Origin of the sequence: Calothrix sp. UHCC 0171 (assembly GCF_034931845.1) — a bacterium.
Taxonomy (GTDB): Bacteria; Cyanobacteriota; Cyanobacteriia; order Cyanobacteriales; family Nostocaceae; genus Brunnivagina.
Window position 1 is genome coordinate 1,249 of record NZ_JAYGHN010000087.1, and the last position, 5,791, is coordinate 7,039.

The following is a 5,791-nucleotide window of genomic DNA, read 5'->3' on the forward strand; positions in this document are numbered from 1 at the left end:
AGTGATATTATTCCTTACTCACAAGCAACTACAAAGATTGAGATAGCAACCACAAACCGACAAGGAAACCTTACTATTCCGTCATCATCGCCAAGTGGAATAATCATAAATCCCGGCTTGCAAGTTGAAGACCAACGCATTATCAATCCAAATGACTCCGAGACGAATCAAATAATTGAAACGCCTACTTCTAGATTAAAGAAAATAAATCCAGGCTTAATCAATGCAGTTAGTCAGTTAGCAAATCAACATGAAATAAATGGGTTAATGCTAACTGGATTGGGGTTAAAAACAGGAATTTCTGTCACCGATACTCTGCAAACCGAAGAGAAACCGGATATACAAAATGCTGGATTAGCAATAATTAAACGCTTTCAACAAGTTCTACCGGAAGAATTTATGACTTTGAAAGCGGGTGATTATCCTCAATCTTTTAAATGGAAAGACCCAGAATCCAATAAACAATACCATTTTTACTTTGAAGCTGCTCCAAGGAATGAAATTGGAGAGACAATTACAACTGCGTCTTTGAAAGGATTTGAAATTATCTCAGGCACTGACATAAAACCTGTATTTATTGCAAATTTAATTGACGCTAAATACAACCGTTGGAGTATTGAACAGTGCGATTTCCACCAAAGGCAAATTCAATCTTTAAATCTTGCTTGTAAATCCACAGTTCCACATCAGCCAAAAACAACTGTAAACAATATTGCTGAGTCTTATCTGGAGATATAAATAATTGATTATGTCTACAAAATACCCATATCAATATCCTAACAATAACCCAAATACATTCATTATCATGAAGATAATTAGGTGGAATCAGGCTGATAGCATTGCCGGCTTATCTATTGGAATTGGATTGATTTATTTAGCTATTCGCGAGCCATTGCTAGTCGTAATCATCCTTTCTTTATCGTTATTTTTCTACTGTTTAAGTAGGTTAATTATCCTTATACCTTACTTGAATAATTTAGTTAAAAATAAGATTCACTTTTGGCAAATAACAGGGTTAATTATCGCCATCACCGCAACCTTGACAATCTTTGAAATGCCAGCCCAGGCAATATTTTTGAGTGGATTAGAACAATATCTCACCAACATTGCTGAACAGAGTTCAACAGGAGGAACAAGTTCTATTGACCCGCAAGCGATCGCATTAGTTTTCAATGCGATTCGCGGAGTGTTTCTACTATTAGTAGGAGTTGCAGCATTATTTGCCTATAACCAAGCACAGCAAGGTAATGATTGGAGACCGATCGCAACTCAAGCAGGTTTAGCTATCGGGATTATTTTGACAATTGATGTAATTACTTTCCTCTTTATAGGTAACGGAACCACCACGGGAGGTTGAATCAATTTTGCAAGAGAAAGAAACAATCAAAGTCAATAAAATCTTGGGTAAACAAGCAGGATTTGGTTTCGTTCCAGCCAATCAAATCATGCCGTGGTTGGCAATTATCACAATTTCCTATTTTATCTTTGATGGTTTGTTAGGTTGGGGAATTCCCAAAGTTGTAGTTATTAGTTTTTGGCTAATTATTAGTTGGTGGTTTGTCACAGGAAAAGACCCAGATAAATACGTTAATCGTTTTCGTAAGCCTAAAGGGGAAAACTGGATGAGTGGTGGAGCAATTTATATATCTCCTCTATTTTCTCGCAGTCTTCGCAGGAAATTAAAACATCAAATAAGATTATGAAAGCGCAAATACCAATTATCGATTACCAAAATTCAGATAATAAAAAATCACAGTATATTCCCTTTGAAAATGAACTTGACCTCTGCTGTATGATTCGGATTGAAAGGGATAATCGCTGTATCGGAGGGTTTTTATTAAATCAAGGTGATATTGCCGATGAAAATCAATTTCAAGTGGTTTTTGCATTCCAAATTAAAGGTATTCATGACCAACTTTACTCGGAAGAAATTACTGCAATATCAACTGGAATTTCCGAAGCGATGAAATTTATACTTCCTGGGGAAAAATGCACTTTTCTGTTAGGAAGATATTCGGATGATTCGATGAGACAAGAACAACTGAATAAAATTACCGCAGGTTCTACTTTGCCACTCCCAACAATTTTAATTCGTAACGAACAAGCTCGAATCCAGGAATTAACTCGAAAAGGAGCAAGGTCAACTTGGCAACAAATTGTGTTCTGTACCTGGACTGTGGATGCATTTGGAGAAAATAGAAGCGACCTTTTATCTAAATTAATTTATCAAGTAGCAAAATCAGGGCGTTTTTTATTAGATAACTTTACCGGACGCATTTCCCAACGACAGGAGCAACTCCTTAGTCAAGTTTTGATGAAAGCTTATACAGAAGGTTTTCTACAATGGGAAATGCTATTTAACACAAAAGCTGGATTGGAGATACAATCCCTCAATGATGTTGAATTATGGTCGTGGTTGTGGAGTCGATTTAATCAATATAGCCCTCCACAGATTCCTCAACTTCTGGTATTAAAGGAAGATAATAATAGTGGATTGCAACTAATAGAAATTCAAAATTCATTCAAACATTCAACAACAATTTTAATCGCGGGAGAAAGAGGAAAAAGTAGCTGTCCCGAACACCGTCAATGCACCAATCGCACCTACATCAAAGATAAAGTCTGCGGTGTTCTCACAATGGCTGATACCGTACCCGCTTGGATAAATACGAAAGAACAAATTGCATGGATGTGGAAAGTATTGAGCGAAAATCATGTCCGCGATACAGAAGCTTGGGTGGAAATTTCCCCCGCAAATCGCTACCTCACAGAAGATAATTTACACCGTCAAGCAAAACAAACCAAAGTTGCAAGGGAAAGAGCTTTTCTTAAGGGAAGTGGTAGAGACGTAGGAGCGGAAATTAAACAGGAGGAAAGTTTTGACGCGCAGAAGAAATTATACAAAGGTGCTGTTCCTCTCAACTGCGCGGTGGTGTTTCTGGTTTATCGGGAAAATGCCGAAAGTTTGGATTTAGCCTGTGACCTGCTCTGTAATAGTTGCGGTACAGCTAAAGTCGTGCGGGAAAAGCACATCGCATCGCAAATTTGGTTAGAAACTTTACCCATCACCTGGAGACGTATTTTACATTCGAGTTCGATTTTGAGCGAACGTCGATTGGTACTGGAAAGTGAAACCGTTGCAGGAGTTTTACCGCTAACCCTTCCCAAAGAATTGGATAGTCAGGGCGTTGAATTTTTGACCTATCGAGGAGGTAAACCAGTTCATGTTGATTTGTTCAGTAATACCCAACATGCCTTAATCACGGGAAAAACTGGCTCTGGGAAATCTGTCTTGTTGTGGCGATTTATGCTCGATGCACTGTCACAGGGAATACCTGTGGTGGGAATGGATATTCCCGCAGCCGATGGGGAGAGTTCGTTTAAAACAGCGATCGCACTACTGGGAGATTCGGGTGCGTATTTCGATTTATCCCGTGCTTCCAATAACTTGATGGAACCTCCAGACTTGAGAAGTTTCGACCCAGAAGAGAGAGCCTCCCGGATGAAGTCCTGGCGTTCATTTATACGTAATGCTTTGGGAGTCATCGTCATGGGACGGTTGGATGCTCCACATTTAGCGCAGAGGGTTGATGCGATTTTATTGCGATCGCTCGAAATCTTTCTCAGCGACCCCGATATCATCGAACGCTACAATCTCTCATTTTCTAAGGGTTGGAAATCTCCCGAATGGCAGGATATGCCTACTTTAAAAGATTTTAGCCGTTTCTGTTCGACCGCTCGACTCAATATTTCTAAACCCGAAGCAATTGACCATCAAGCGATAAATCAAATAACCAGTCAGATTGCAGCGTTGTTAGTAAGTCCATTAGGGAATGCGATCGCACTTCCTAGCAGCTTCTCTCCAGAGCCAATGGTTAAATTTTACGCACTAAGTGGGCTAAGTAATGACCAAGATTCATACACAATGGCTGTTGCAGCAAAAGCCGCATGTTTGCGTGTCGCCCTTTCCTACCCGAAAAGCCTATTTATCGGTGATGAGCTTTCGGTGTTGTTCCGTAAGGATGGATTCAGCGCAATGGTGGGGGAACTCTGTGCTACTGCACGTAAAGACGGGTTAAGTATAGTTTTATCCAGCCAAGACCCGGATACAATTTGTCAATCTTCCGCAGCTGCAATGATTATGCAAAATATCAGTTACCGCATCACTGGTTGTATTACTTCAAATGCAGTTACATCGTTTCAAAATTATCTTTCGTATCCTGTAGAAATCATCGCTCAAAATGCTTCCGAATCCTTTTTTCCCCGACATTCGGATTTGTATTCATGCTGGCTAATTGAGAAAGGGGGACGTTTTTGGCAAACTCGATTTTATCCGGGAGAAATGTCTCTAGCAGCAGTTGCAACAAATCAGGAGGAACGGATTACCCGTCGAGAAATCTTATCTCAATATCCCAATACTTTGAAAGGGAAATTACAGGGATTAGCTGATTTTACGAAAATATACGTTGAATCAATAAAGTCAAATAAGGAATTAATCCAAATTCAAAAAGGAGCTAATTATGCCGAGGAATAAGAAGAGAAATAGAAACTTAATATCGAAAAGATATAAAGTAAAAATCAAAAGTATTTCCATTATCGGAATTGCAGTTATAAGCGTCAGTTTTTGTGCAATTAATCCAATATTTGCAGCGACTTCAGATACAAGCCAGAATCGAGAAGTTTCCCAAACTGCTACCGACACATTCAATAAAAACTCATCGGGGGAAATTCAAGCATTTATAAATGATGTCCGCTCGTTTGTTCGTGGTGACTTTTTCGGTAATATTTCCCAAATGATAAAAAACGCGATCGGCTCGGTTGAAGTTCCTGATTTAGGTCAAGTTGTCAGCGACATAATGAAAGGCTCTTTACCCCAAGATGGAGCTACAGCAAACAAATTGGAGAATAAAATTCCTAATTCCTACGCAATTCGTCAGGATTTAGCAAACCAAAGCGAACGAGTAGGAGCAATTGAATTTGCTCAAATAAAAACACTTTCAAAAAATGCTCAACAAGAATCTAAATTAACGCTGGATAAAAGTGCTAATTCTGAACTTGAATCTAACCAAATGTCGGAGGATTCGCAAAATTCTGATACTTCCCAGCAAATTTTACAAAATATTTCTCGACAATTAAAAAGTAATTCAACTATTGCTGATTTGCAATTACAGGAAGCATCCCAAGCCAGACAGGATAGGGCTTTGGGGTTAACTTTAACAGCGCAAGTCGCACAGGAATTGAATGCGGTAAATACAAGAGAAAGACAAAGTGCGATCGCAACTGGTAATAGCGCAATATCTCAAGGTTCGTTATTCGTAATGCCAGGTGATTCCGTATTTAACGAAAATTTTCCTAATTCAAATAATTAACTATGATTCTCCCTCGCTTCATCGCCCAAGTTACACAACCAGATAATTATTCCGATTCCAGCGTTGGAATTGGATTAGTGAGAAGTAGCATTGAACTCAGTAAGCAAACTGTTGAGTCTTGGAATAAAGTTTGGGGAGATGTAGTTAATCCATCGGGTGCATTATGGGCTGGATTGTGTAATTTAGGAACAACTTTAGCTGCATTAAGTATTATTCTCTTAGCTATCAAAATGGCTGCTGATTACCAAGAAAAGCGATTTTTATGGTCGGAATTGGCAGCTTCTTTTATTTACCCATTAGTAATCGCCCTGTTCTTAGGCAGTAACGGTTATTTACTTTCACAAACCGTACTTGTTATCCGAAATATTGGTCATAAAGAAGTGGTTAGTGTTCTTAATATTCAACTTGCCGACACAACATTT

Annotated in this window: 4 protein-coding genes and 2 pseudogenes; all 6 read left to right on the forward strand. The window is 38.9% G+C overall.

The window, feature by feature from the left end:
• Window positions 1-738: pseudogene (locus tag VB733_RS27025) on the forward strand (hypothetical protein); the annotation flags it as partial.
• Window positions 739-748: 10 nt separating this feature from the next.
• Window positions 749-1,357, forward strand: a complete 609-nt coding sequence (locus tag VB733_RS27030; protein ID WP_323343137.1) for a hypothetical protein — start codon at window positions 749-751, stop codon at window positions 1,355-1,357.
• A gap of 7 nt (window positions 1,358-1,364) precedes the next feature.
• A complete protein-coding gene (locus tag VB733_RS27035) occupies window positions 1,365-1,703 on the forward strand; it encodes a hypothetical protein (protein WP_323343138.1) in 339 nt (112 codons plus the stop codon).
• On the forward strand, window positions 1,700-4,534 hold the full coding sequence (locus tag VB733_RS27040) for a hypothetical protein (RefSeq protein ID WP_323343139.1): 2,835 nt from the start codon (window positions 1,700-1,702) through the stop codon (window positions 4,532-4,534). The genes VB733_RS27035 and VB733_RS27040 overlap by 4 nt, the downstream gene beginning before the upstream one ends.
• A complete protein-coding gene (locus VB733_RS27045; RefSeq protein ID WP_323343140.1) occupies window positions 4,521-5,369 on the forward strand; it encodes a hypothetical protein in 849 nt (282 codons plus the stop codon). The genes VB733_RS27040 and VB733_RS27045 overlap by 14 nt, the downstream gene beginning before the upstream one ends.
• A gap of 2 nt (window positions 5,370-5,371) precedes the next feature.
• Window positions 5,372-5,791, forward strand: a pseudogene (locus VB733_RS27050) (hypothetical protein); the annotation flags it as partial.